This is a genomic window from Methylovirgula ligni (assembly GCF_004135935.1).
In the GTDB taxonomy this organism is placed as follows: Bacteria; Pseudomonadota; Alphaproteobacteria; order Rhizobiales; family Beijerinckiaceae; genus Methylovirgula; species Methylovirgula ligni.
The window spans coordinates 486,516-510,918 of sequence record NZ_CP025086.1 but is presented as its reverse complement, the minus strand read 5'-3'; the positions used below and the strand labels follow the sequence as shown (position 1 = coordinate 510,918).

Below are 24,403 nucleotides of genomic sequence, written 5' to 3'. Positions count from 1 at the left end.
ACCGAAAATCGCCGCACCGAGAGATAATTCGGGACGAATGCCTCAGCCTGCCACCGAAAAACCGCGCGTCGCCTGGGTCGATTACGCCAAGGGCTTCTGCATCATCATGGTGGTGATGATGCATTCGACGCTTGGCACCGGCACGGCGATGGGCGGCGAGGGCTTCCTGCACGAGGTCGTCACCTTCGCCAAGCCGTTCCGGATGCCGGATTTCTTCCTCATCGCCGGGCTCTTTCTCGGGCAGACGATCGCGCGCGACTGGCGCGTGTTTCTCGATCGCAAGGTCGTCCATTTCGCCTATTTCTTCGTCCTGTGGCTCGCCATCCAGGTCGTCGTGAAGGATGCGGCCGATGGCCCGCGTGCGGTGGCCGAGCAGTTCGCCTTCGGCCTCATCGAGCCGCTCGGAACCCTGTGGTTCATCTATCTCCTGCCGATTTTTTTCGTCACGACGAAGCTGCTGCGCCGCGTCCCCTGGCCGCTGGTCTTCTTCGCAGCCGCGCTGCTTGAGACGGCGCGCGTGACGACGGGTTGGACCGTCATCGACGAATTCTGCTCGCGCTATGTCTATTTCTACGCGGGCTATGTCTTCTCGGGCGCTATCTTCGCGCTGGCGGTCTGGGTGGGCGGGCACAAGACCGCGGCGGGTGTGGGCTTGGCGCTGTGGGCCGTGGTCGAGGGCCTCGCGACCTTTGTTCCGGCGCCGCTCGGGGCGCCGAACTTCGCCGCTCTGCCGCTGTTGAGCCTCATTGCTGGCTTTGCCGGCGCGAGCGCCGTCGTCGCCAGTGCGGTGCTTCTGTCGCAGGCGCCCTACACGCGATGGCTGCGCTATTGCGGCCGCAATTCGATCGTCATCTATCTGGCGTTTTTCCTGCCGATGGCGGCGACGCGCGGGGCGATTGTACATACCGGGGTCATCACCGATATCGGCGTCGCCTCGACACTTGTGACATTCGCCGGCGTCAGCTTTCCGCTGCTGCTCTACGCCCTGGTGCGGAACACGCCACTGAAGTTTCTCTTCGCACGTCCGGCGATATTCCGGCTGGAGAAGCCGGCGGAAAGCCCGGATGCGAAAAAGGCGGAGAGGATACCTCTCCGCCCGGACGAGCCGCTCAGATCACGTAAGACTTCAGAGGCGGAAAGCCGTTGAAGCCGACGGCCGAATAGGTCGTCGTGTAGGCGCCGGTGCCCTCGATCAGCACTTTCGCGCCGATCTCGAGGCTGAGCGGGAGCGGGTAGGGCTCCTTCTCGTACAGCACATCGACCGAGTCGCAGGACGGCCCGGCGATGACGCAAGGCTCCATCGCGTCGTCGTCATAGGCCGTGCGGATCGGATAGCGGATCATCTCGTCCATCGTCTCGGCAAGCCCGTTGAACTTGCCGATGTCGAGATAGACCCAGCGCATCTTATCCTCGTCCGACTTCTTCGAGATCAGCACCACCTCGGCCTCGATCACGCCGGCATTGCCGACCATGCCGCGGCCCGGCTCGATGATCGTCTCCGGGATGCGGTTGCCGAAGTGCTTGCGCAGCGCCCGGAAGATCGCCTGGCCATAGGCCTTCACCGCCGGCACATCCCGAAGATATTTCGTCGGGAAGCCGCCGCCGAGGTTGACCATCTGCAGGTTGATGCCGCGCTCGGCGAGATCCCGGAAGATCGCCGCCGAAGCCTTGAGCGCCGCGTCCCAGCTCTTCGGGTTGCGTTGCTGCGAGCCGACATGGAACGACAGCCCGTAAGCAACAAGCCCGAGGCGATGGGCGTGCTCAAGCACGCGCGCGGCCATCTCCGGCACGCAGCCGAACTTGCGCGACAGCGGCCATTCGGCGCCGTCGCCGGCGCAGAGGATGCGGCAGAAGACCTTGGAGCCGGGCGCAGCCCGGGCGATCTTCTCGACCTCGGCTTCGCAATCGACCGCAAACAGGCGTACGCCGAGCGCATAGGCGCGGGCGATGTCACGCTCCTTCTTGATCGTGTTGCCGAAGCTGATCCGGTCGGGCGTCGCACCGGCCGCCAGCGCCTGCTCGATCTCGACCACGGAAGCCGTGTCGAAAGACGAGCCGAGGCGGGCCAGCAGATCGAGCACCTGCGGGTCGGGATTGGCCTTGACGGCGTAGAAGACGCGCGTGTCCGGCAGGGCCTTGGCGAAGGCCATGTAATTGTCGCGCACGACTTCGAGATCGAGCACCAGGCAGGGCCCGTCCTCACGTCGGTTACGCAGGAATTCAATGATACGATCGGTCATCGCGGCATCCCCTCGAAGCGCGGCAAACCGCGCAGAAGCGAAACAAGCTTGGGATGATGACGAAGGAGGATTCCGGCGCATTGTGGAGACGCCGCCGTTCACCGCTCCGTCATCGCTGACCGACGCCGCACGAGATAACCCGTGCTGCGAAAGTCAGATGCTGCGCCGTTGGCTATGCTGGCGATGCGGCAAAGCTGCCGCCGTAACCGTCATAGCCTTCGCTTGGATTGGGAATGGAGTCCCGTTCCGCACGCCCGGCAAGATAGACTAGCCTCTTCGGTAAGCCAGTTTTGGAAGCTGGCAGAGACGAAAAAGCCCGGTCCGTCGTTGCTTTAAGTCGTGTCCCCCGTTTGGCGGGGTTCACCGGTTCGCTCCGGCTGCCGATTTTTGGTGGCGGTTAACCGGCCTCTTGTCCGGATCCCCGCCAATCGACACACGACCACAGGCACGTGCGATTTGGGCAAGGCAACAAATAAGAAGATTCGCACGTTTTACAAGAACTATTTTGGGTTTGGCGCCAACGAGCCCGTAATCGTGCTCCCGGCACCCGTCACATTACGCGAGGGCGGGGCGGGCGCTTTCGGCCGCGCCGTCGGGTCGCGCGGCGGCGGCGATGCAATTCGTTCAGCGATTTTTAAGCATGCGCAAAATCATGCTCACGGATTGTCTGCCCTGCGTTGTTTCTTCTCTTCCCGATTGTCGAGGGTCGGTAGCGTTGACTGTGCGCGGCGGCAGCCTCAAATTCCTTCGCCCAAACTTCGAGGAAACCTCATGGCGTCGGAAAGCGTGCCGCCGAAACATCCTTTCGAAACGAATTGGTATGTGCAGGCGCCCGCACAGGCGCTGGGGCCGCTGACGGGCTACGTGCTCAAGGACATGATCGCCAAGGCCGAGATCGGCCGCGACACCAATATCGCCGAGGTCGGCGCTACGGAATGGACACGGCTCTCCGACGTGCCGGTCTTTGCCGCCCTGCTGCCGCCGGCTCTGCCGGGGGCGCCCGGCGCCGAAGCGCAGGCTTTCGGCTCCGGCTCGCAATATGCGGGGTTCTGGATCAGGCTTCTCGCCTACATCATCGACGTGCTTGTGATGGAGGCCATCGCGCTTTTCGCCGGCGTCGTGCTGGGCATCATATTGGTCGTGACAGGGCTCGCCGGCGCAGCCGGGCTTCCGCAAGCCGGCCAACACCATTCTCTGCCGCCGGCTTTCACCATCATTTTCTGGATCGTCGGCTTTGCCGTGACGATCGGCTACAACGTCTATTTCAACAGCGGCAAATGGCAGGCGACGCCGGGCAAAAGACTGCTTGGCCTGCACCTTGTCACGATCACCGGCGAACCGGTCAGCGCCTGGCTGGCCTTCGGCCGCTGGGCCGCCTACATCCTCGACGGCCTCACGCTCGATATCGGCTTCCTGATGATCGCCTGGACGCGCGAGAAGACCGGGCTGCACGACATCCTCTGCGGCACACGGGTCGTCTACGGCAAGCTCTAGCTTGCCGCTGCGTCACAGGCGTGGCCTTCGCAGTCATTTTGCGGTCATTGTGAATAAAGTTCGAACCGCCGTTAACCCGGCGCTCGGCATATGACGCCAAAGATCAAAGCGAAAATTGCATCCTTCTGGTATTTCGTTTGTTTGATGTACGGCGATCGGCGGTTCCGTTCGCGTGGTTATTCTAGCGACGAGGCGAGCATATGAAGTGCCCACCGGCGTTGGCGAGCGAGCCGGAGAGGCTGAGGGCTCTGGCGGCCTATGGACTGGCAAGCGATCGCCCGCTTCCCAGCCTTGACCCTGTGGTGAATATTGCCGTGCGCGTGTTCGACATGCCGGTCTCGGCGGTCAACATGATCGGCAGCGATCATGTGTTCTTCGCCGCAAGCGCAGGCATTGGCGATGTCGACATGAGCCGTGACGTATCGTTCTGCGCCCATGCCATCACGCAGAACGGCGTGATGGTCGTGCCGGACGCAACGCGCGATGAGCGTTTCCATGACAACCCGCTGGTGACGGGGAAGACCCATCTGCGCTTTTATGCCGGTGTGCCCATCCGCTCGCCCGACGGCCATGCGCTTGGCTCGCTTTGCATCATCGACGTCAAGCCGCATCCGGACTTTACGTCCGAAGACTGCGAGCGGCTGCGCGAGCTCGCCAAAATGGCCTCCGACCGGCTGGAACTGCGGCGTGTCGAAGCGGCGGTGGAAAAGGCCGATCCGCTGGCCTCCGAGGAATTCGTCAACAATGCCGCAACGCCCATCGTGCGCTTCGACGAAACCGGGACGATTCTCGCATGGAGCGCCGCGGCCGCGGCGATGTACGGCTACACGGTTGAGGAAGGCGTCGGCCGTTCGATTGAGCAATTGATCTGCGCGCGTCATCGACCGCTGGTGCGCGATCTCATCGCGCGCGCCGCAGCGGCTGGTTCGCTCGATGGATTGACTCCGCCCTCCGATCTCGAGGGACTGCGCAAGGACGGGAGCGAATTTCCCCTTAGCTTCTCGATCTATTGCTGGAACGAGGCGTCGCGCATGCGTTTCAGTGTCGTCCTGCGCGATATGACGCAGCGGCGGCGCGAGGAAGAAGAACTCTACAGGCTGGCGAATTTCGATTCATTGACGGGTCTGGCCAACCGCGCCCGGCTTTATCGTCGTGTCGAGGAGACGTTGCTGGCCCCCGCGGCCGCGGCCCTGCTGATGATCGATCTCGACGGCTTCAAGGATGTCAACGATACGCTGGGCCACGCCGTCGGCGACGGGATTTTGCGCGAGGTTGCCAGCCGGCTGGGCGCTGACCTCGGGATGTATGACGTTGTCGCGCGGATCGGCGGCGACGAATTTGCGATCCTGCTGCCGGGCGCGGATCTGGAACGCGCGAACGCGGTGGCGCAGGCCGCTATCACCCGCGTCGCCGCGCCGATTGCCTTCGATGGCCAGGAAGTGCGTGTCGCCGCGAGTTGCGGCATCGCGCTTGCGCCCTTTCACGCGCAGGAAGCTCTGGAGCTGATCGGCGATGCCGACCTCGCTCTATACAAGGCCAAGAGTGCCGGTCGCGGCCGCGCCTTTGTCTTCGTACCGGCGCTGCGGATGGAGGCCGCGGCGCGGCGTCTTTATGCGATGGAATTGCATCGCGCCGTGGTCGGGAGCGAATTCCTGTTGTTCTACCAGCCGCAGGTGCGGCTCGCCGATCAGGCTCTCGTCGGCGCTGAAGCGCTGATCCGCTGGCATCACCCGACGCGCGGCATATTGGCGCCCGGCGCTTTTTTGCCGGCGCTTGAGGGCGGCCCGCTGGCGGCGACGGTCGGCTCCTGGGTGCTCGACGAGGCTTGTGCGCAAGCCGCCTTCTGGCGGCGGCACGGCGTGCCGAAGTTCCGCATTGCCGTCAATCTGTTCGCCGCACAGTTCCGCGTCGGCGATCTCGTCGCCGAGGTCGTCGCGGCGCTGGAGCGGCATGGCTTGCCGGCGGAGGCGCTGGAGCTCGAAGTCACCGAAAACATCGCGCTCGATCGCGACGAGATCGCGCTCGAAACCCTTAGGCGGCTGCGCGCGCATGGCGTCGGCATCGCCTTCGACGATTTCGGCACCGGCTTCGGCTCGCTGAGCCTGCTCAAGCAATATCCGCTGACGCGGCTCAAGATCGACCGCTCGTTCGTGCAGGGGATGCTGACGTCGAAGCGGGACGCCGCTGTGGTTCAGGCGGTTCTCGACATGGCGCGCAATTTTGACCTTGCGGCCATCGCCGAGGGCATCGAGACCTTGGCGCAATCCGAATATCTGCAGGCGCGTGGCTGCGAGGAAGCGCAGGGCTATTACTACGGGAAGCCGATGCCGGCGAAACAATTCGAGGAAGCCTTCGGCATCGCGCCAGGGCCGCTGTACCCGCCTAGCCTTTCTCGGGACCGCCGCTCAGCCGGGCAAGATCGAAGGCCTCGATATCCTGCAACAATTCGATGAAGGCGGTGACGCCGTAATCGGCCGAGGCTTCGCCCTTTGCCGCCGTCGCGGCAGTGGCATTGCCCATCGCCCCGGCGGGAGAGAGGTCTTCCGTCATCCAGCCAAAGCCGGTTGGGCGGCCGGCGCGCAGCCAGGTGAAATCGCTTTCGATCTCCGCGGCGGCAGACTCGAAATTCTCGCGCTCATTGTCGCGAACGAGTTCGGGCCGGAAGTTCAGCATCAGCGAGGTTTCGACATCGCCGGCATGGATGCCGTGCTTCAGCTCGTCCTCGGAAAAGAGTCCATCCGGATAGCCGAAACGATGCCAGGTCGCCTTGACGGCGAGCAGACCATGCCTGGCACGCAAATCCTGTGCGACCACGTCGAGCAGGGCGACATTGCCGCCGTGCGAATTGAGCAGCACGAGCTTGCGCACGCCGGCGCGGGCGATGCCGGCGCCGATCTCGCTCAAAATCGCGATCAGGCTCGCCGGCGAAAGGCTCAGCGTGCCGGGGTAATTCTCGTGCTCGGTCGAGACGCCGACGGCCTGAATCGGCAGGAACAGCACCGGCAGGTCTTCCGGCAGCCGCTCAACAACGCGCGCGATATAGCCCTGCATCAGCAGAAGATCGACGCCGAGCGGCAGATGCGGCCCATGCTGCTCGACGGCGGCAATGGGCACGACGGCGATCGCATCCTCGATCTCGGGCGCTTGAAAATCGCGCCAGGTCAGTTCCGCCCAAAATCGCGTCGGCAGCATTGTCTTTCAGGCTCGCTCTATTGGTTTGATCTACATTGATTGTCGGGAGCCTAATAGGCCGTATCACAGCCCGCTGGGCAAGCCCTTGCATCGTGGCCCGGTCCGGGCGAAACATGCGCGCGGGCCCGGGGCGGGGCGGCAGAGCTGGAATATGATGCGATTTCTTACGGCGCTCTGCGCGTTTCTGGCGCTTATCGTCCCCGCGCGGGCCTTGGATAAAGTCAGCTTCGGTACCAATTGGCGCGCCGAAGCCGAGCATGGCGGCTTCTATCAGGCGCTTGCCGACGGCACCTATGCCAAATACGGGCTCGACGTGACGATCCTGCAAGGCGGCCCGCAGATCAACAATCGCCTGTTGCTTGCCGCCGGACGCATCGATTTCGACATGGGCGCCAACATGATCCAGGCGTTCGACTCGGTGGCGCAGAACGTGCCGATCGTCGCCGTCGCTTCCATGTTCCAGAAAGACCCGTTCATCCTGATGTCGCATCCGAACGCGGGTTACGACCATTTCACCGATCTTCCCCGGGCGACGGCTTTCGTCGGCAATGATGCGTTCGTCACCGTCTATCAATGGCTGAAGCAAACTTACGGCTTCAGCGAGGACAAGGTGAAAATCTATACGTTCAATTCGGCGCCCTTCATCGCCGACAAAAATTCGATCCAGCAGGGCTATGTGACCTCCGAGCCCTATGCCATCGCGCATCAGGCTGGTTTCAAACCCAATGTCTTCCTCGCCGCCGATTTCGGCTATCAATCCTATTCGACGACGATCGAGACGCGGCGCGATCTCATCGACAAGAATCCCGATCTCGTTCGCCGCTTCGTCGAGGCGTCGATCATCGGCTGGTATCATTATCTTTACGGCGACAACGCCAAGGCCAATGCGTTGATCCGCGCCGACAACCCCGACATTACCGAAGATCAACTCGCCTATTCCATCGCGGCGCTGCGCAAATATGGCATTGCCGATTCCGGCGACGCGCTGAAGCTCGGCATCGGCGCGATGACCGACGCCCGGATGAAAGCCTTCTTTGCGCAGATGGTCGCGGCGAAGCTCTTCAAGCCCGATCTCGATTACAAGCGGGCCTATACGCTCGCCTTCGTCGATCATGGCGTGGGGGTGGGGTTGCGGCCGAAGTGATGAGCGAAGCCCTCGTCGCGCTCCAGGATGTCACCAAGATCTATCCGAGCGGCACGCGGGCGCTCGATCCGGTCGATCTCGTAGTCCGCGAGGGCGAATTGCTGACGCTGCTCGGGCCTTCAGGCTGCGGCAAGTCGACCCTGCTGCGGCTCATCGCTGGACTCGAACGTCCGTCCTCCGGCGCGGTGTGGCGGCCAGGCGAGATCGGCTTTGTGTTTCAGGAGGCGACCCTGATGCCCTGGGCCGATGTCGCCGCCAATGTAAGCCTGCCTCTGCGGTTGCAGAACGTGCCGGAGGGCGAGTTGCGCCGACGCCGCGACGAGGCTCTGGCGCTTGTCGGTCTTGAGCCCTTCGCCAAAGCGTTTCCGCGCGAGCTTTCCGGCGGCATGCGGATGCGCGTCTCGATTGCCCGCGCGCTCGTCTCGCGGCCGAAGCTGCTGCTGATGGACGAGCCTTTCGCCGCCATCGACGAGATCGGCCGCTTCCGCCTCAACGACGATCTGCTGCGCCTCAAGGCGGAGCTGGCGACGACAATCGTCTTCGTCACCCATTCGGTTTACGAGGCGGTCTATCTGGCCACACGTATCGCAGTGATGGCGGCGCGGCCGGGCCGGATCGTCGCGGACGTCGCGATCGACCAAAGCTTTCGTCGCGCGCCCGATGCGCGCACCAGCGCGGCCTATCTCGAAACCTACAGCCGCGTCTCCGGGCTCTTGGCGCAAGCGGCGGAGGCGGCGCCATGAAAGCTTTGCGCCGCGCCGTCCCGCCGGTCCTTGCCTTCATCGGCTTTCTTGTCGTCTGGGAGGCGATCGTCCGCGCGGCGAACATTCCTCCCTATATTCTGCCGCCGCCAAGCCTCATCGGCACGACGCTTGTCGCCGATCGCGCGATCCTGCTGCCGGCGCTCTGGGTGACGCTGACGATCACGCTGGAGGGCCTCGCGGCGGCGACGCTTGGCGGGGTGCTCATCGCAATATTATTCGCGCAATGGCGCTGGCTGGAGCGCGCCTTTCTGCCGTTCGCGGTGATATTGCAGGTGACGCCCATCATCGCCATCGCGCCGCTGTTGCTCATCTATTGCACGCCGGCCACGGCGGTTCTGCTCTGCGCCTTTCTCGTCGCCTTTTTCCCGATCCTCGCCAATACGACGCTCGGGCTCGCCTCGGCCGAGCGCAATTTGCGCGATCTCTTCACGCTCTACGGCGCCTCGCGCTGGCAGACGCTCTGGCTTCTCAAAGCACCGGCGGCGCTGCCCTTCTTCTTCGCCGGGCTGCGGATCGGCGGTGGCCTCGCGCTCATCGGCGCCATCGCCGCCGAACTTACCGCGGGCACCCAAGGTGGCCGGACGGGCCTTGCCTTCCGCATCGTCGAGGCCGGCTACCGGCTCAACATTCCGCGCATGTTCGCGGCTTTGACACTCGTCGCACTCACCGGCATCGCCATCTACGCCGCGCTCGCGGTGCTGTCGCATTGGGCTTTGCGCCACTGGCACGAAAGCGCGGCTGAAACGCCATGAGAAGACCCGGCGGCCCGAATCGGCTAAAGAGGAGAACCTTCTCGCTTTGGCGCCGGCTTGCTAAGCCGCCCTCCCGATGCTACCCGGCCTTCTTGTTCCGAGGTTACATGTTCCGAGGTCACTGAGGCGCGATGACGATCAATTTCCACAAGGGCGATCTCCCGGACGGCCTGAGCTTTGGTGACAGCGTCGCCATCGATACCGAGACCCTGGGCCTCGTGCCTTACCGTGACCGTCTTTGCGTCGTGCAATTGTCCGGCGGCGACGGCAATGCGGAAATCGTCCAGATCGCGGCGGGGCAGACACAGGCGCCGAATCTGACGCGGCTGCTGGCCGATCCCGGCGTTACCAAATTATTCCACTACGCGCGGTTCGACATCGCGGTTCTCTACCGGGCCTTCGGAATCATGGCGGGACCGCTCTATTGCACCAAGATCGCCTCGAAACTGACCCGCACCTATACCGACCGGCATGGGCTTAAGGATCTTGTCCGAGAGCTTCTGAGCGTCGACTTGTCAAAACAGCAGCAATCCTCGGACTGGGCGGCGGACTCGCTGAGCGAGGCGCAACTGGCCTATGCGGCCTCCGATGTGCTGCATCTCCATGCCCTGCGCACCCGGCTCGACGCCATGCTGGCGCGGGAAAACCGGACCGAAATTGCCGCGGCCTGCTTCCAGTTTTTGCCGACGCGCGCCAAGCTTGATCTCCTCGGCTGGCCGGATTCGGACATTTTCTCGCACGAATAGCCACTTTTGCCGCTCGACGGGTACGGATAGCGGCGTGTGCGTCACTTGTATTTCCCGTGGAGTTGAAAGGACATGGCGCTACGGCCATGTCATAGGATACGATAGGCTAAGGATTTGCGGGGCATACTCTGCCGTGCCGCGTGTGCCGCAGAGGAAGGGGCCGCGAATTCGGCAAAATTGCCGCCTAGAGCGGGAACCGGTCGCGTCATATACGTCGGGCTTGATTCAGCCGCGATGCATCGCGATCTAGAGCGTATCGGGAAAAGTGCACGTTTTTCCCGATGAGGACGGCTCCAACGTTTTGAGTTGGCATAATTTCTTGTTGGCGGGGCGAGTCCTTCCGGCCGGAAAGCGCGCCAGCCCGCTGACCAGGATTTGCGGATGACCGATCTGACCCGTGCGCCTGCGAAGGCTGCAAGCCGGCTCGAACTGCCGGTCGGGGCGTCGCGCCATGCGGTGCATCATGCGCGCTGGCATTCGCTATTCGTGCGCTCGCTGCGCAGCTTCATCATCATCGGCTGCACGCTGATCGTCGTCATCGTGGGGTTCATCATCATCTTCAACCCGTTCCGGCAGATCACCAAAAACCTTTCGAGCTCGGCCGTCGGCCTGCAGGGGACGACCGTCACTTTGTCTTCGCCGAAGATGCACGGCATCCGCCAGGATGGGCAGCCGTTCGAGCTGACCGGCGGCGTCGGCACGCAGGACATTCTCAATCCCGGTGTCGTCAAGCTCGCGGGCGTCAATGCCAAAATCGGCATGGATGACCGGACCACCACGCGGATCACCTCGATCTCCGGCGTCTATGACAGCAACCGCGACTATGTCTGGTTGAACGATAATGTGCGGATCAAGAACGACGATGCTGGCTATGACCTGTTCACGCAGCACGCCGAGATGGATTTCAACTCGGGCACGATGGTGGCCGACGCACCGGTTAAACTTCTGCTCTCGGGCGGCAGCGTCGTTCACGCGGATCGGATGTCCGTGACGGACAACGGCCATAAAATTTCTTTTCAGGGCCATATCAACTCGGTCATCGATCCCGGCGATGCCAACACCGGCAGGGCGCCGCCGGAGCCGGAGCCGGGACCATGAGGAAAACCGCGATTTTGCCCGCGCATCTGGTTTTGCCGGCTGCCGCGGCCCTCGTGCTCGTCCTCTTCGGCGCGCTGACTGGTGCGTTGGCGCCGGCCAGCGCGCAGACCGCGCATAAGGACGACCACACTCCGATCAACATCGTGGCCGCGCAGCTTGATTATTACGACAAGGATCAGAAGCTCGTTTACACCGGCAATGTCGTCGCCGTCCGTGGCGATACGACGTTGAAGACGCCCAGGCTGACGGTCTTCCTCGCGCCGCATGGCTCGGGCACGCAAAAGGTTTCATCTTCCGACCGCATCCGCCGCATGGAGGCGGTGGGCCCGGTGACGTTGATCTCGAAGGATCAGATCGCCCGCGGCGATACCGGCGTCTATCAGAAGGCGGACGATAAGGTTTATCTCGACGGCAATGTTAGCCTGACTCAGGGGCCGAATGTCACGCTGGGGGATCATATCATCTACGATCTGCACACGGCGGAGGCCGTCGTCACCGGCCATGTGCGCAGCCTCTTTCTTCCCGACAGCGACAATGGCAATACGAGCGGCGAGAAGCCGAAGACCAAACACAAATCCGGCGCCAGCCGTTCGGAGTCGGCGCAACGATGAGCGTGGGTTCGCAGCGTGATTTCGGCGCCAATTCCTCCGCAGCGGGTGCAAATCAGGGGACCGGCCTGATGGCGCGGCTGCGCGGCCTCTTCGGCCGCAAACCCCGCGCGGAAGATGGGCACGCGCAAAGCGCGGAGGCCTGGCTTTTCGAAAGCGGCGAAGCGGCCGAGGTGCAGGAAGCGCTTGGGCCGGATTGGTTGCCGCAAGACCTCGAAACCTGGCAGCCGGATGGGGCGGTAGCGCCCGCGCAGCCAGCGGCGCTCGAACAGGCGCCCGCGACGTCGCGCCGGGTGGCCCCAACACCGACGGCACAGGCCGGGCAGGAAGCCGCTTCTACGTTGCCCGGCGGCTCGCTGATCGTTCAAGGGCTCAGCAAATCCTACAAGAAGCGGCAGATCATCAAGGATGTCAGCCTGACGCTCCATCGCGGCGAGGCGGTCGGCCTGCTCGGCCCGAACGGCGCCGGGAAGACGACCCTGTTTTACATGATCACCGGGCTCATCCGGCCTGATGCCGGCGTGATCATGATCGACGACTACGACGTGACCTCGCTGCCGATGTACCGCCGCGCCCGGCTCGGCATCGGCTATCTGCCGCAGGAACCCTCGATCTTCCGCGGCCTCACCGTCGAGCAGAACATTCGCGCGGTTCTCGAAATCACCCAGCCGAACAAGAAGAAGCGCGCCGAAGAGCTGGAGGCACTGCTTGAGGAATTCGACATTGCGCGGTTGCGCAAGCTGCCGGCCATCGCGCTTTCCGGTGGCGAGCGCCGGCGCTGCGAAATCGCCCGCTCGCTCGCAGGCCATCCCTCGTTCATGCTGCTCGACGAGCCCTTCGCCGGTATCGATCCGATCGCCATTGGCGACATTCGCCAGCTCGTCCAGCATTTGAAGCGCCGCGGCATCGGCGTGCTCATCACCGACCATAACGTGCGCGAGACGCTCGATCTCATCGATCGTGCCTATATCGTCCACAGCGGCGGCATATTGACCGAGGGCGCGCCGGGCGAAATTGTCGCCAACCCGGACGTGCGCCGCTTCTACCTGGGCGAAAGCTTCCGGATGTAGTTTTAGTTCTTGTTCTTGGGATCGCCCGTAGCCGAATCGGGGCGCAAGGCGAGCAATATGCCGTCGGCGCTGCTCATCACGACCTGGAAGTTTTGTTCATACGCCGAACGATCGAACTTCGGGACACGAGAGGTATTGACCGCGAGCATCCGGGCGTCAAAACCCTGCATGATCTTCTTCATGCGGAAGGGGTCGACGAGGCCGCATCCAGAGACGTTGCATATCATCATCTGGCTGTAGCGGCCCGGCCCGAACCAGTCTCCGATGAGAGTGCCGCGGAAAAAGTAGAATCCATTCTCGAAACCTACCTGCACCAAGCGGTCACCAAAACGGCTGCGAAGTTCATTTGCTCTGCTGAGCACGGCATATCCGGGTCGAAGCTCCAGCTTTCGACTCCAGGCGGTCGGCGTAAAATCAACATTCGGCCAAATGCCTACAACAAGGTAGGCAACGGACGAAATCGCGACCAAGCCGGCCAAGACTGCCTTGCCTTGTTGCGGAACGCGAGACCAGGCACTTCGAAGCGCCGGCGGCCAGTCCAAAAAGAACAAGATGGCTACGCAAAGCAGTGATCCCGCCGCGATAACTGGAATCAGGTAACGCTCGACCTGTACGACGAAGAACCAAAATACGAAATAGGAGCAGAATACGAAACGCAGTAACCGCAACCCCGGCCGCATGCCGCGCGCGAGCGGGCTTGCGAGAGCAAGCAGCAAGGGGAGCGCCCCGGCCGCTTTCAGCGCGCCGACAAAGTCGAGTGAGCCTGGCGGTACGCCGTGGGTGGCAAGCTCTTTTTTCTGCCCGGCAAGGTCGGCCGCGTTCCAAAGGTAGAATCCGAAGATGTTGCCTCCGGCGGGGTGGATTGGATCGCCTGAGACGATGAAGCTGTGGATGTACCAGGCTCCGCCCACCGCAAGAGCGGTCAATCCAAAAGCGAGCGAGGCCTTCCAATCCCGGCGGACGATCAATAGCCAGAGGCCAAGAATGCCGACCACGGGCAAGCCGAAATATTTTGTGCCGATTGCGGCTCCGGCCATCAGCCCGGCGATTATTGGCCAAGCGAGAATGTTGCCGGTTTCTTTCGCTTCCAGCCCGATGGCCAGCGCCAGGATTGCCATCCAGCAAAAGAACCCGAGGGCCGCATCGACGTATGCAAAACCCAAAATGATTTGTATCGGGACGAGCTTGACCATCAGGAGGGCGGCCAGAGCGCCGGGAGCGAGCGTACCTAAAAACAATCGCGAAGCCGCGATGAGACCGAGCCCCATCAAATATAAGGGGAGTTGTGCGAAAAGCTGCGCGCCGACGTCGTGGCCAATCAACATTCCCAGCGCGATGAGCAGCTCTCCATTCTGCGGGAAAAGCGGAAAGCGCAGAAACGGAAGTGTTACGATCCCGCTATGCTCGAGATAGGCTCGAGCGATCGGCAGGTGATACATCGTATCGTCCCAACTCCCCGGGGGATGCAGGGAGGTGAGCGCGATTGCGAAAAAAAGCGCGAGTGCAATTGCCGCGTCGAACCACCCAAAACCTGTGAATGCCTCGCGAATAGATAGGGGCACATGGCGCAGAAGGACGGCGGCGAGACAGAATAGGCTCGCTCCCGCCGCGCCAATTCCAACCGGGGTCAAATGGGCGGTGAATCCAAGGGCGAGGAGTGCCAGGATGTCGACCACGAGTCCGACACCCAATGCCATTACCAACACAGCACAAGCGCTATCGTCCGCCGGTTCGCGGGGCCAGGTCGGCCGCAACCGTCCGAGGACCGCAATTCCGATAACGCCACAATGAAAAAGAAATATGAGTGCAGCAGCGCAAGAAACTAAAAAATCAATTTCGATGGACATTCAGTGCCTTCGTGAATAGACGAGCTGGCAGCGCGAGGCGCAGCAGCGTCGTTGACAAAATTTGTTGCGAGTGAAAATCGGAAGCGCCGGAACAGGAGTTGTCGGCTGCTGAAGAAATTGAGCGCCATGCCAGCCAGGCTTCCGCAGGCAATACCGAGGATCGGATGGAGATGCACCAACGGGATATTGTGTACCATCACGGCGTAAACAGTATAATTGATGCCGCCGCCACCAAGCATCAGTGCGATGTAAATCGCCAACTCGAAGGCCGGGATGTGGCCGGAGCGGCGATTGCGGAATGTCCGGGCCCGGTTGAGCCACCATGTCGTGCAGGCGGCGCAGAGGAATGACCAGACTCGAGCGAAATAGAGTCCCAGCCAGGCGACGAGGAGATGGAATACGCCAGCGTCGACGAGGAACCCGACAATTCCCACCCCGGCAAACAGGAATATTTCGCGTTGGGCGCCTCTCACGATTCCTGCCTTTGCTGGACATGCGGAATCGCCAGATAGGCAAGGCGCTTTATCTCCTGCCGGCTGCGTACGACATTATCGAGAATGAGCCCGCAGGTCAGCGAAAGTAATGCACAGACCGCAAGCGCCGCGCAGAGAACGGCGGTCGGCAAACGCGGGACGAGCCCCGTCTTGAAAAACTCGATGACAATTGGTGACGCCAGCAGGAACGTCACAAAAGAGACGACGCCCGCGACCGTCGCATAGAATTGCAGCGGACGCTCGGCGATATAGAGCCGGCCGATGGTCGTGAGAATGCGTGCGCCGTCGCTGTAAGTTGCAAGCTTGCTTTGCGATCCTTCGGGTCGAGCGCCATAAGCGGTTAGCTCCTCAGCCCACGGCATACGAAGTTCTAGAGCGTGAACCGTAAGCTCCGTCTCTATTTCGAAACCCCGCGACAGGGCTGGAAATGTCTTGGCAAAGCGGCGCGAGAAGACCCTGTATCCCGAAAGCATATCCGTGACGTCACCGCCAAAGATCCGCGCGACTCCCTCGGTCAGGACTCTGTTTCCGAAACGATGACCGGGCCGGTAGGCCGCGCCTGCATGCGCGTCCGACGGTTTGCGGCAACCGACGACCATATCAAGACGATCGTCGATGAGACGGTCAACCATGCGCCGGACCGAGGTCGCATCGTAGGTTGCATCGCCGTCGACCATGACAAAGATGTCCGCTTCGATGTCCGCAAACATGCGGCGCACCACATTGCCCTTGCCGCGGAGAGGCACGGAAATAACCTTGGCACCCCCCTTGGCCGCAATCTGCGCGGTGCGATCGGTTGATTGGTTGTCCAGGATGTGGATATCCAGCTGCGGAATGGCGGTCTGGAAGTCCTGAATCACCGTCGCAATGGTGCGTTCTTCGTTATAGCAGGGAATTCCAAGTGCTATGGTCAGCCCGCGGTACAACATATCGGACCTTGCCTATTCCCGAGAATGTTTAGGAAATCGCCTGACCTTTCGATTGGAATAGGCGAGCGTCAAACCGGCGCTTGATCGAAATACCGCTCCAGAATTTCGCTATAGATGTCGGCGAGTGTGTCGATGTCGGCGAGCGGCACGCGCTCGTCGATCTTGTGCATGGTCGCGCCGACGAGGCCGAATTCGATCACCGGGCAATAATTGCGGATGAAACGCGCGTCGGACGTGCCGCCGGAGGTCGAGAAATGCGCGATGCGCCCGCTGTGCGCGGCGATGGCCTCGACGGCAAGATCGGTGAAATGATCGCGCGCTGTGACGAAGGCGAGCGCGTTGCAGGGATCGAAGCTCAATTCATAGCGTGCGCCGCCAGCCACAGCGGCGGCGCGCCGGTCTATCTCGGCGCTCAACGTCTGCGGCGTCCACAGATCGTTGAAGCGAATGTTGAATCGCGCCCGGGCCGTCGCCGGAATCACATTCGTCGCCGGATTGCCGACATCGACGGTGAGGATTTCGAGATGGCTCGGATCGAACTCCGCTGAACCATCGTCGAGCGGCGGCGCGATCAGCGCCGTCAGCAGGCGGAGAAGATGTGGAATGGGATTATCGGCGCGCTGCGGATAGGCGACATGCCCCTGCGTGCCGTGGACGACGAGCGTGCCGGTCAGCGAGCCGCGCCGTCCGATCTTGATCGTATCGCCGAGCGCCTCGACATTGGTCGGTTCGCCGACGAGGCAATGATCGAAATGCTCGCCCTGTTTGGCGGCCCATTGCAGCAGTTTCACCGTGCCGTTGACAGAGGGGCCTTCCTCATCGCCGGTGATGAGCAGGCCGATCGAGCCCTTCAGCGGCTGATGCGTCGCGACATAATCGAGCGCGGCGGCGGTGAAGGCGGCCACCGCCCCCTTCATATCGACAGCGCCGCGGCCCCAAACCTCGCCTTCGGCGATCTCGGCCGAGAAGGGATCGAAGCGCCAGGCGGCTGTATCGCCCGGCGGCACCACATCCGTATGGCCGGCGAAGACGAGATAGGGCGCGCCGTTGCCGATGCGTGCATAGAGATTGTCGACGTCCGGGGCGCCGGGTTCGGAGAAACGCAGCCGGTATATGGCGAAGCCGGCAGGCTTCAGTTGCTCTTCAAGCACGGCGAGCGCGCCGCCGTCCTGTGGCGTCACCGAATGGCAGCGGATCAAGGCGCGCGTCAATTCGCGCGCCAGCTCTGAACGTTGCGACATGCCTGTTACGCCAGCCAGCAGCTCAAGTCGGATCGAAGCGGTTGGGGCCGTCCGTGCCGGGCAGGAAGCCGCATTCGACCACATACCAGATCCAGCCGATGATCGGAACAAAGGCGATCAGCACCCACCAGCCGGACTTGTCGCGGTCGTGGAAGCGTTTGATGCCGATATTGACCGCGGGATAAAGCAGGACCAGCCCGATGATCGCGTCGAGCACGTGGCCGAGCGAATTGCCGTGCCCGAAGACGATGTGAATGACGATGCGCGCGATCAGCGAAATGAGGAAGATGATGACGCTGCCGATCCACCACGGCTGGCGGTCGAGCCGGCCCGTATTGGTCAAGAATAGATTTTGCCAATCCATCGCGATTCCTCCCCTAAATCCCTCAAAAAAATGACCGGACGGACTTTGCAGGTTCCGGGTGCGAGGGTCAACGCCGCCGCCCTGCGGCTTGTCGGGAGATGTGCGTCCTTACACGCGAAAGCGGGCGATCCCGCCGAGCTCGGTGATGTTCCAGATCAGCACTGCAAACAAGAGCAGGTCGGCGGCGATCACCAGCACGTGCGGGGTATCGCCGCCGGTGCGCGGTTCGAGCCAATGCAGCGCAGCGACCACGGCGCCGACGACCGGCAGAATGCCGGCAAAGGCCGGCGGCCGGCCGAGATCGCGCCAGCGCTTGGCGCTGAGATTGTAGAAACAGATCAGCAGCAGCAGGCAGATGACGCCATAGGCGAGGCGATAAAGGTTGGCCGTCAGAACGACGATTGTGCTCGTGATCGTCGTCGCGAGCGACCTGTCGGCAAACGGTTCGATAAGGAGCCAGCCGAGCGTCAGCACGGCAAAAACGCCACCGAGAATCAAGATGCCGCGCCACCAGATTGGCGCGTCGATTTCGCCCTCGTCCGAGCGAAAGAGAGTGAAAAAACTGTGTTGCGGCATCAGTCTCTCAGAAGATCGTTGATCGCCGTCTTGGCACGGGTCTTGGCATCGACGGTCTTGACGATGACGGCGCAGGCGAGCGACGGGCCGGGCGAGCCGTCGGGCAACGGCGCGCCGGGTAGGGCGCCGGGCACGACGACCGAATAGGGCGGCACATAGCCGAAGTGAATCTTGCCCGTCGCGCGGTCGATGATCTTGGTCGAGGTGGAAATGAACGTGCCCATCGCCAGAACGGCGCCTTCGCCGACGACGACGCCTTCGACGACCTCGGAGCGCGCGCCGATGAAGCAATTGTCCTCGATGATCGTCGGGTTCGCCTGCAAGGGCTCCAGCACCCCGCCGATGCCGACGCCGCCGGAGAGATGGACGTTCTTGCCGATCTGCGCGCAGGAGCCGACCGTCACCCAGGTATCGACCATCGTGCCTTCATCGACATAGGCGCCGAGATTGACGAAGGAGGGCATGAGGATCACGCCCGGCGCGATATAGGCCGAGCGACGCACGATCGCACCCGGCACAACGCGCAGCCCCGACTTGGCGAACGCGGCGGCGTCCCAGCTCTCGAATTTCGAGGGGACTTTGTCCCACCAGAAGCCGCCGCCAATTCCGCCGGAGATGAGTTGGGAATCGTTCAGCCGGAAGGAGAGCAGGATTGCCTTCTTGATCCACTGGTTGGTGCGCCAGGCCTCGCGTCCCGCGGCGCCCGGAATGCGCTCGACCACCCGCAGCTTGCCCTGGCCGAGCCCATCGAGAACTGACTCGACCGCATCGCGCACCTCGCCTTTCGTACCGGCGGTGATCGTTGCGCGCGCCTCGAACGCCGTTTCGATGATCTCTTCGAGATTTTGGCTCATCATCAACTCCAAAAATCGTGGGCGAGGTTTCGTCCGCGCGGGCAGCGGAGTCAATGGCCTTGCAGGCGGCGCGGGCCTTAGACGCCGCGCGCGGCGGTCAGGTCCGCCAAAAAGCCGCCGAGATCGGTGGTGACGACGTCGATATGCGGCAGCGTGAGCGTACCCGGGATCTCGAACGGCTCACGATGATCCGGCCGCCCAGCTTCGGGCACGATCAGCACCGTTTTCATGCCGCGCTGGTGCGGCACGACCAGGTTGCGCTCGATGTCCTCGAACATGGCCGCCGTCTGCGGATCGACACCATGCTTGTCGAAAAATCGTTGATAGGTGCGCAACTCGGGCTTCGGGATCAGTTCGGCATCCATGATGTCGAAGATTTCCTCGAAACTCGCACCAAGTCCCAAAGCTTCGGCGGTCAGGAGGGCGTGATCGCGCGAGCCATTGGTCAGGATCAGCTTGCGGCCGGGCAGGGCAGCGATGGCCGCGGCCAAGGGCAGGTTGGGGACGAGCGAGGAGCGGTCGATGTCGTGCACATAGGCCAGAAACTCCGCAGCGCCGACGCCGTGGTCATCCATCAGGCCGCGCAGCGTCGTGCCGTACTGCTGATAATAATATTTCTGCAACGCCCGCGCCGACATGCCGTCGAGACCGAACAGCGCGATCATGAATTGCGTGATGCGCTGGTCGATCTTCGGCCACAGGTCGCAATCGGGCGGATAAAGCGTATTGTCGAGATCGAAGACCCAAGTATCGACGTGTGCGAAAGAATCTACATGCGCAAAAGTATCGACGTGTGAGAAAGGGTCACCAACTTGCACCTCCGCCGCGCCGGGAACTTCGCTTTTCCGGAGCAGCTTCGCGTCTCTCGTCAGCTTCGTCGTCACCGCGTAATCAGGGTTCCCGCGCCGTGGTCGGTCAAAAGCTCGATCAGAACGGCATGCGGGAGCTTGCCGTCGAGAATGACAACGCCTTCGACACCCTGCTCCAGCGCATAGATGCAGGTTTCGACTTTGGGGATCATCCCGCCGGTGATCGTCCCGTCGGCGATCAGAGTGCGGATCTCGTCCATGCGCAATTCGTGGATCAGCCGGCCTTCCCCGTCGAGCACGCCGGGCACGTCGGTCAAAAAGATCAGGCGCTTGGCACCGAGCGCGCCAGCGATGGCGCCGGCGAATGTGTCCGCGTTGACATTATAGGTCTCGCCCGCGCTGCCCTGCGCGATCGGCGCGAGGACCGGAATCAGCTCGCGGCCGAGCACCTGGTCGAGCACAGTGGTATCGACCTTGGCCGGTTCGCCGACGAAGCCGAGATCGACCTCCTCCTGCTCGCCGGTGAAGGGCGATTCGACCGTGTGCACGAATTTGCGCGCGGTGACCATATTGCCGTCTTTGCCGGAGAGGCCGATGGCGCGGCCGCCCTCGGCGTTGATGAAGCCGACAATCTGTTTGTTGATCGAGCCGGCCAGGACCATCTCGACGATCTCGACCGTGGCGCGGTCGGTAATGCGTAAGCCGGCGGAGAACTCGGACTTGATGCCGAGCTTCTTCAGCATCGCGCCGATCTGCGGGCCGCCACCGTGGACGACGACGGGATTGACGCCGGATTGTTCGAGCAGAACCATGTCGCGGGCGAAGCTGCGCGCGACGCTCTCGTCGCCCATCGCATGCCCGCCGTATTTCACCACGACGATCGCGTCGTCGTAATGCAACATATGCGGCAGCGCCTGCATCAGGATTTCGGCTTGCCGCTGCGCGTTCTCCTGCGCTGATTCTGACATATCGCTCATCCGGGTTGGCCGTGCGCCTTTTAGCCTTAGCGCGGGGGGAGGAAAAGCGCCAAGCGGCCTTCCTGCCGTCTTCCCCGGCAAATATTGGGAATCAAGCGCTTACACGCAAATGCATGACCTTACGATGAATGCTCGGCGAGCAGTTTTGCGATCGCCCCGCGCAGCTCGGCGATCCCGGCGCCGGTCTCGGACGAGGTGAGGATGATCTCCGGAAACGCGGCCGGCCGCTTGGCGAGGGCGGCGGCGGTTTCCGCGAGCCGCGGTGCGCGGTCGGCGTCCTTGATATCGTCCGCCTTGGTCAGGACGGCCTGATAGGAGACGGCGGCCCGATCGAGCAGGTCGAGCATGTCGTTGTCGATCGGTTTGAGGCCGTGACGCCCGTCGATGAGGACGAAAACGCGCTTCAGGGTCGCGCGGCCGCGCAGATAATCGTGCATCAGCCGCGTCCAGGAGGCGATCTTGTTCTTCGAGGCCGCGGCATGGCCGTAGCCCGGCATGTCGACGAGCCTCAGCCGGGGCGGCGTGCCGAGATCGAAGAAGTTCAGGGCTTGCGTTCGCCCCGGCGTGTTCGAGGTCCGCGCCAGCGCCTTGCGGTTGGTCAGCGCATTGAGCAGCGAGGATTTGCCGACATTGGAGCGGCCGGCGAAGGCGATTTCAGGCGGACCGGATGGCGGCAGTTGCAACGCATCGGTCGCGGCCCAGATGAAATCGCAGGGCTGCGCGAAAAGTTTCCGGCCGGTCTCTTCGAAATTTTCAGTATCGGCCATATGGCCCTTGTATAGGTTTGACGCCGTCATTACGAGGCGCGGAACGCCGAAGCAATCCGGCTTTCACGTCTGGATTGCTTCACGTCGTTCGCAATGACGCAAGCGACCGGATCAGGTCGGCGCCTTCTTGCGGAACATATTGGCGAGATTGCCCCAGAGCTCGATCTTCACGCCCGCCCGCGCCATGATGAGCGATTGCTGCAGCGCCGAGAGCGTATTGTTCCAGGTCCAGTAGATGACGAGACCGGACGGGAACGAGCCGAGCATGAATGTGAAGATCACCGGCATCCAGGCGAACATCTGCTTCTGCACCGGATCCGTCGGCTCCGGGTTCATCTTCATCTGGACGAACATGGAGACGCCCATGATCAGCGGCCAGATGCCGATGTTCAGGAAATGCCCGATCAGCGGAATGACCGTCGGGTCGTAATGGAGCAGGCCGAAAAGGGTGAAGATGTTGGTCGGGTCGGGCTGCGACAGGTCCTTGATCCAGCCGAAGAACGGCGCCTGCCGCATCTCGATGGTGATGAACAGCACCTTATAGAGCGAGAAGAAGACCGGGATCTGGATCACCATCGGCAGACAGCCTGAAACCGGGTTGATCTTCTCGCGCTTGTAGAGATCCATCAGCTCCTGCTGCTGCTTGATCTTGTCGTCGGCATAGCGCTCGCGGATGGCGGTCATCTGCGGCTGCACGGCCTTCATCTTCGCCATCGACAGATACGATCGATTGGCGAGCGGCAGGAAGGCGGCTTTGATGAGCACTGTCACGATCAGGATCGCGACGCCGAAATTGCCGACGACCTTGTAGATGGCATCGAGCAGCCAGAACATCGGCTTGGTGATGAAGTAGAACCAGCCCCAGTCGATCATCAGTTCGAAGCGTTCGATGCCGAGATCTTTCTGGTACGCATCGAGCGTGCGCGTCTCCTTGGCGCCGGCGAAGACGCGCGATGTCACGTCGGTCGAGGCGCCCGGCGCGATCGTGACTTTGGCGGCGCGATAATCGGCCTGGTAATCCTTGTGGCCATTGTCGTCCCAGGCGCGGAAGGCGGCATCGACGTCGCTGCGCTGGTCGGGGATGACGACCGTGCCCCAGTATTTGTCGGTAAAGCCGAGCCAGCCGCCGGTGCCGGACAGGCTCTTCGTTGCGTTGGTTTCCTTGAGGATCGAATCGTAGGTCGGTTCCTGCACGCCGGAATCGCCGACGACGCCGACCATGCCTTCGTGCAGGACGGAATAGCCCGAGGTCTTCGGCTTGCCGTGGCGCGAGACAAGCGCATAGGGATAAAGCGTGACGGGGGCACCCGACTTGTTCTCGATCGTGTCGGTGATCGTGAACATGTAATGATCGTCGATCGCGATACGACGATGGAAGATGAGGCCGTGGCCGGTATCGTCGGTCAGGGTAATCGGCGTCTGCGAAGTCAGCTTGCCGCCGTCGGACTTCCACTGTGTCGTCGCGTTGGGGAGTGCCAGCGCCGGGTCGGCGCCGATATAGCCAAACTCGGCATAATAGGGCGTCGGCGCGGTGGACGGCGAGAGCAATACGATATTCGGGCTCTTGGGATCCGTCGTCTCGCGATAGGCCTTGAGCGAAACGTCGTCGATCCGCGCGCCGGTCAAATTGATCGAACCGAACAGGGCATGGCTGTCGAGCGTGACGCGCGGTGTCGCGGCGATCGCCGCATCACGCGTCAAAATGGCTTGTGGCGTCTCGCTGGCCGGGCCGCCTTGCGGCGGTGCGTTGGGCGAGCGTGGCGGCTGCGCGCCGATGGAGCCGGGCGCCTGCTCGACCGGCTGGCCCTGCTGCTGGGCGACCTGCGCGGAATGCTCTTTCTGGTATTGCGGCGCGCCGAAGAAATAGTTCCAGCCGATGATGACGAGGATCGACAGGGCCATCGCCAGAATGAGGTTGCGATTATTGTCCTTCGGCATGGCGCGAAAACCTAATCCTTCGTCGGAGTTGGGGCGGTGGGCGTAACCTTGCCGGGACTTTTGTTCGGGCTTCTGGGCGCACGCGCGGGCCGCGCCTCGTGAATATCGGCAATGGCTTTGCTCAGCTGTTGCTGCAGCTTGGCGAAGTCCTCGGTGAGTGCCGCTGGCTGCGCCAGGATTACATAGTCATGACCGGGCCGGGCGGAAAGCGCGGGCGCCCGGCGCAGCGCCTCTTTCAGCCGCCGGCGGATACGGTTGCGCAGGACGGCGCCGCCGAGTTTCTTCGTCACCGTGAAGCCAAAGCGCGGCGGCCGGAGCGCCGCGGCCTCCGGGTTGGCGTGCATTTGCAGGCTGAAGCAAGGCGTGCGCAGACGCCGCCCCTTGGCGGCGCGGAGAAACTCGGCCCGCGTTTTCAGCCGGGCCGGCGGTTTTTCCCGGCCGGCGGTCTCGGGCTTGCGCATGGTCCGTCCCGGCGCGGCGCGCCTTAAGACAAGGGTGC

The 24,403-nt window shown here is 62.6% G+C and carries 24 protein-coding genes; 10 read left to right on the top strand and 14 right to left on the bottom strand.

Features of this window, described 5'->3' with window-relative positions:
• The first annotated feature begins 37 nt into the window (after positions 1–37).
• Positions 38–1,147, top strand: coding sequence for an acyltransferase family protein (locus CWB41_RS02370; RefSeq protein ID WP_115835592.1), 1,110 nt, complete (start codon positions 38–40; stop codon positions 1,145–1,147).
• Here the strand turns inward: CWB41_RS02370 and CWB41_RS02365 are convergent.
• A complete protein-coding gene (locus tag CWB41_RS02365) occupies positions 1,110–2,240 on the bottom strand; it encodes a type III PLP-dependent enzyme (RefSeq protein ID WP_115835593.1) in 1,131 nt (376 codons plus the stop codon). The genes CWB41_RS02370 and CWB41_RS02365 overlap by 38 nt on opposite strands.
• A 771-nt stretch (positions 2,241–3,011) precedes the next feature.
• Here CWB41_RS02365 and CWB41_RS02360 point away from each other — a divergent pair.
• Together CWB41_RS02360 and CWB41_RS02355 are read left to right on the top strand one after the other, a co-directional pair.
• Positions 3,012–3,734 carry an RDD family protein gene (locus tag CWB41_RS02360; RefSeq protein WP_115835594.1) on the top strand — a complete coding sequence of 241 codons (723 nt, stop codon included), beginning with the start codon at positions 3,012–3,014 and terminating at the stop codon, positions 3,732–3,734.
• A 200-nt stretch (positions 3,735–3,934) separates the two neighbouring features.
• Positions 3,935–6,187, top strand: coding sequence for a sensor domain-containing phosphodiesterase (locus CWB41_RS02355; protein WP_115835595.1), 2,253 nt, complete (start codon positions 3,935–3,937; stop codon positions 6,185–6,187).
• Here the strand turns inward: CWB41_RS02355 and CWB41_RS02350 are convergent.
• Positions 6,117–6,926, bottom strand: a complete 810-nt coding sequence (locus CWB41_RS02350) for a creatininase family protein (RefSeq protein WP_115835596.1) — start codon at positions 6,924–6,926, stop codon at positions 6,117–6,119. The two genes, CWB41_RS02355 and CWB41_RS02350, sit on opposite strands and share 71 nt — an antisense overlap.
• A 154-nt stretch (positions 6,927–7,080) precedes the next feature.
• Between CWB41_RS02350 and CWB41_RS02345 the strand changes: the two genes are divergently transcribed.
• From CWB41_RS02345 to lptB, 7 genes are all read left to right on the top strand, one after another.
• The gene (locus CWB41_RS02345) at positions 7,081–8,070 is read left to right on the top strand and encodes an ABC transporter substrate-binding protein (RefSeq protein ID WP_245411239.1); all 990 of its coding nucleotides are present in this window, start codon (positions 7,081–7,083) and stop codon (positions 8,068–8,070) included.
• Positions 8,070–8,813 (top strand): ABC transporter ATP-binding protein, encoded by a 744-nt coding sequence (locus tag CWB41_RS02340; RefSeq protein ID WP_115835597.1) that lies wholly within the window; start codon positions 8,070–8,072, stop codon positions 8,811–8,813. The genes CWB41_RS02345 and CWB41_RS02340 overlap by 1 nt, the downstream gene beginning before the upstream one ends.
• On the top strand, positions 8,810–9,586 hold the full coding sequence (locus CWB41_RS02335; protein WP_115835598.1) for an ABC transporter permease: 777 nt from the start codon (positions 8,810–8,812) through the stop codon (positions 9,584–9,586). Before CWB41_RS02340 ends, CWB41_RS02335 begins: the two co-directional genes overlap by 4 nt.
• Before the next feature lie 131 nt (positions 9,587–9,717).
• A complete protein-coding gene (locus CWB41_RS02330; protein WP_115835599.1) occupies positions 9,718–10,332 on the top strand; it encodes a ribonuclease D in 615 nt (204 codons plus the stop codon).
• A 381-nt stretch (positions 10,333–10,713) separates the two neighbouring features.
• Positions 10,714–11,430 carry an LPS export ABC transporter periplasmic protein LptC gene (gene lptC / locus CWB41_RS02325; protein ID WP_115835600.1) on the top strand — a complete coding sequence of 239 codons (717 nt, stop codon included), beginning with the start codon at positions 10,714–10,716 and terminating at the stop codon, positions 11,428–11,430.
• Positions 11,427–12,041: an LptA/OstA family protein gene (locus CWB41_RS02320; protein ID WP_115835601.1), complete on the top strand. Its 615-nt coding sequence runs from the start codon at positions 11,427–11,429 to the stop codon at positions 12,039–12,041. The genes lptC and CWB41_RS02320 overlap by 4 nt, the downstream gene beginning before the upstream one ends.
• Positions 12,038–13,108 carry an LPS export ABC transporter ATP-binding protein gene (lptB, locus tag CWB41_RS02315; RefSeq protein ID WP_181902947.1) on the top strand — a complete coding sequence of 357 codons (1,071 nt, stop codon included), beginning with the start codon at positions 12,038–12,040 and terminating at the stop codon, positions 13,106–13,108. The genes CWB41_RS02320 and lptB overlap by 4 nt, the downstream gene beginning before the upstream one ends.
• A gap of 2 nt (positions 13,109–13,110) precedes the next feature.
• On the opposite strand, the gene CWB41_RS02310 is transcribed toward lptB, so the two are convergent.
• The 12 genes from CWB41_RS02310 to rnpA form a co-directional block, all read right to left on the bottom strand.
• Positions 13,111–14,955, bottom strand: coding sequence for a hypothetical protein (locus CWB41_RS02310; RefSeq protein ID WP_129396378.1), 1,845 nt, complete (start codon positions 14,953–14,955; stop codon positions 13,111–13,113).
• Complete coding sequence (locus CWB41_RS02305) at positions 14,931–15,428, bottom strand: GtrA family protein (RefSeq protein WP_115835603.1); 498 nt, start codon at positions 15,426–15,428, stop codon at positions 14,931–14,933. The genes CWB41_RS02310 and CWB41_RS02305 overlap by 25 nt, the downstream gene beginning before the upstream one ends.
• Positions 15,425–16,375 (bottom strand): glycosyltransferase family 2 protein, encoded by a 951-nt coding sequence (locus CWB41_RS02300; RefSeq protein ID WP_425373446.1) that lies wholly within the window; start codon positions 16,373–16,375, stop codon positions 15,425–15,427. The genes CWB41_RS02305 and CWB41_RS02300 overlap by 4 nt, the downstream gene beginning before the upstream one ends.
• 71 nt (positions 16,376–16,446) lie before the next feature.
• Positions 16,447–17,619, bottom strand: a complete 1,173-nt coding sequence (gene dapE, locus CWB41_RS02295) for a succinyl-diaminopimelate desuccinylase (RefSeq protein WP_115835605.1) — start codon at positions 17,617–17,619, stop codon at positions 16,447–16,449.
• Positions 17,620–17,641: 22 nt separating this feature from the next.
• Positions 17,642–17,983 carry a DUF805 domain-containing protein gene (locus CWB41_RS02290; protein WP_115835606.1) on the bottom strand — a complete coding sequence of 114 codons (342 nt, stop codon included), beginning with the start codon at positions 17,981–17,983 and terminating at the stop codon, positions 17,642–17,644.
• Positions 17,984–18,091: 108 nt separating this feature from the next.
• On the bottom strand, positions 18,092–18,559 hold the full coding sequence (locus CWB41_RS02285) for a hypothetical protein (RefSeq protein WP_115835607.1): 468 nt from the start codon (positions 18,557–18,559) through the stop codon (positions 18,092–18,094).
• The gene (dapD, locus tag CWB41_RS02280) at positions 18,559–19,416 is read right to left on the bottom strand and encodes a 2,3,4,5-tetrahydropyridine-2,6-dicarboxylate N-succinyltransferase (protein WP_115835608.1); all 858 of its coding nucleotides are present in this window, start codon (positions 19,414–19,416) and stop codon (positions 18,559–18,561) included. The genes CWB41_RS02285 and dapD overlap by 1 nt, the downstream gene beginning before the upstream one ends.
• Before the next feature lie 74 nt (positions 19,417–19,490).
• Positions 19,491–20,231 carry a pyrimidine 5'-nucleotidase gene (locus tag CWB41_RS02275; RefSeq protein WP_115836322.1) on the bottom strand — a complete coding sequence of 247 codons (741 nt, stop codon included), beginning with the start codon at positions 20,229–20,231 and terminating at the stop codon, positions 19,491–19,493.
• Positions 20,232–20,293: 62 nt separating this feature from the next.
• Positions 20,294–21,190 (bottom strand): acetylglutamate kinase, encoded by an 897-nt coding sequence (gene argB / locus CWB41_RS02270; RefSeq protein WP_115836323.1) that lies wholly within the window; start codon positions 21,188–21,190, stop codon positions 20,294–20,296.
• 128 nt (positions 21,191–21,318) lie between these two features.
• Positions 21,319–21,966: a ribosome biogenesis GTP-binding protein YihA/YsxC gene (yihA, locus tag CWB41_RS02265; protein WP_115835609.1), complete on the bottom strand. Its 648-nt coding sequence runs from the start codon at positions 21,964–21,966 to the stop codon at positions 21,319–21,321.
• A 111-nt stretch (positions 21,967–22,077) separates the two neighbouring features.
• The gene (gene yidC, locus CWB41_RS02260) at positions 22,078–23,904 is read right to left on the bottom strand and encodes a membrane protein insertase YidC (RefSeq protein ID WP_115835610.1); all 1,827 of its coding nucleotides are present in this window, start codon (positions 23,902–23,904) and stop codon (positions 22,078–22,080) included.
• A gap of 11 nt (positions 23,905–23,915) precedes the next feature.
• On the bottom strand, positions 23,916–24,365 hold the full coding sequence (rnpA, locus tag CWB41_RS02255) for a ribonuclease P protein component (RefSeq protein ID WP_115835611.1): 450 nt from the start codon (positions 24,363–24,365) through the stop codon (positions 23,916–23,918).
• Positions 24,366–24,403: the final 38 nt, after the last annotated feature.

Coding starts and splice junctions, on each gene's coding strand:
- CWB41_RS02345 (WP_245411239.1), top strand. CDS start 7,081: ATGCGATTTCTTACGGCGCTCTGCGCGTTTCTGGCGCTTATCGTCCCC.
- CWB41_RS02370 (WP_115835592.1), top strand. CDS start 38: ATGCCTCAGCCTGCCACCGAAAAACCGCGCGTCGCCTGGGTCGATTAC.
- rnpA (WP_115835611.1), bottom strand. CDS start 24,365: ATGCGCAAGCCCGAGACCGCCGGCCGGGAAAAACCGCCGGCCCGGCTG.
- CWB41_RS02360 (WP_115835594.1), top strand. CDS start 3,012: ATGGCGTCGGAAAGCGTGCCGCCGAAACATCCTTTCGAAACGAATTGG.
- CWB41_RS02350 (WP_115835596.1), bottom strand. CDS start 6,926: ATGCTGCCGACGCGATTTTGGGCGGAACTGACCTGGCGCGATTTTCAA.
- CWB41_RS02355 (WP_115835595.1), top strand. CDS start 3,935: ATGAAGTGCCCACCGGCGTTGGCGAGCGAGCCGGAGAGGCTGAGGGCT.
- lptB (WP_181902947.1), top strand. CDS start 12,038: ATGAGCGTGGGTTCGCAGCGTGATTTCGGCGCCAATTCCTCCGCAGCG.
- argB (WP_115836323.1), bottom strand. CDS start 21,190: ATGTCAGAATCAGCGCAGGAGAACGCGCAGCGGCAAGCCGAAATCCTG.
- dapE (WP_115835605.1), bottom strand. CDS start 17,619: ATGTCGCAACGTTCAGAGCTGGCGCGCGAATTGACGCGCGCCTTGATC.
- lptC (WP_115835600.1), top strand. CDS start 10,714: ATGACCGATCTGACCCGTGCGCCTGCGAAGGCTGCAAGCCGGCTCGAA.
- CWB41_RS02340 (WP_115835597.1), top strand. CDS start 8,070: ATGAGCGAAGCCCTCGTCGCGCTCCAGGATGTCACCAAGATCTATCCG.
- CWB41_RS02365 (WP_115835593.1), bottom strand. CDS start 2,240: ATGACCGATCGTATCATTGAATTCCTGCGTAACCGACGTGAGGACGGG.
- CWB41_RS02285 (WP_115835607.1), bottom strand. CDS start 18,559: ATGCCGCAACACAGTTTTTTCACTCTCTTTCGCTCGGACGAGGGCGAA.
- CWB41_RS02320 (WP_115835601.1), top strand. CDS start 11,427: ATGAGGAAAACCGCGATTTTGCCCGCGCATCTGGTTTTGCCGGCTGCC.
- CWB41_RS02310 (WP_129396378.1), bottom strand. CDS start 14,955: ATGTCCATCGAAATTGATTTTTTAGTTTCTTGCGCTGCTGCACTCATA.
- dapD (WP_115835608.1), bottom strand. CDS start 19,416: ATGATGAGCCAAAATCTCGAAGAGATCATCGAAACGGCGTTCGAGGCG.
- CWB41_RS02290 (WP_115835606.1), bottom strand. CDS start 17,983: ATGGATTGGCAAAATCTATTCTTGACCAATACGGGCCGGCTCGACCGC.
- yidC (WP_115835610.1), bottom strand. CDS start 23,904: ATGCCGAAGGACAATAATCGCAACCTCATTCTGGCGATGGCCCTGTCG.
- CWB41_RS02335 (WP_115835598.1), top strand. CDS start 8,810: ATGAAAGCTTTGCGCCGCGCCGTCCCGCCGGTCCTTGCCTTCATCGGC.
- CWB41_RS02330 (WP_115835599.1), top strand. CDS start 9,718: ATGACGATCAATTTCCACAAGGGCGATCTCCCGGACGGCCTGAGCTTT.
- yihA (WP_115835609.1), bottom strand. CDS start 21,966: ATGGCCGATACTGAAAATTTCGAAGAGACCGGCCGGAAACTTTTCGCG.